Origin of the sequence: Arcobacter sp. AHV-9/2010, from assembly GCF_004116575.1 — a bacterium.
GTDB classification, from domain to species: Bacteria; Campylobacterota; Campylobacteria; order Campylobacterales; family Arcobacteraceae; genus Aliarcobacter; species Aliarcobacter skirrowii.
The window spans coordinates 1-428 of record NZ_PDKH01000031.1; the positions used below are offsets into that span (position 1 = coordinate 1).

Sequence of the window (428 nt, forward strand, 5' to 3'; positions counted from 1 at the left end):
TCCTTCGACGAACTGGTGGCAGCGCTGCACGCGGTCACGCAGGGCAAGCGACACTTGAGTGCCGATGTCTATGGCAACGTCGTTCAGTCGTTCGTCAATGGCCACGATGTGCTTGCGCCCAGGAGCGCTTGGGAAACGCTGACCGCGCGCGAGCGAAGCGTGCTTCAACTCGTGGCGGAAGGCCGGACCAATCGCCAGGTGGGGCAGTATCTGAACCTCAGTCCAAAAACGATCGAAAAATACCGGGCGCACCTGATGGACAAACTCGGTGTCTCCAACGTGACGGGGCTGGTGCTTGCCGCGATCGATCTGGGGTTGATCGCGCCGCATCAGGATCGGCACGCCGATGCCAACCCCGGCGCCGACTCCACGCCTGACCCCTGTGATCCTTATGACCAACAGGGTGGCCTGATCGGCGGCACATCGGG

1 protein-coding gene is annotated in these 428 nt (G+C 62.4%); it reads left to right on the forward strand.

Annotated elements, in window-relative coordinates; all coding sequences use genetic code 11:
• Positions 1 to 428, forward strand: a 428-nt coding sequence (locus CRU94_RS09570; protein WP_164966599.1) for a response regulator transcription factor, incomplete at both ends; no start/stop codon positions are given.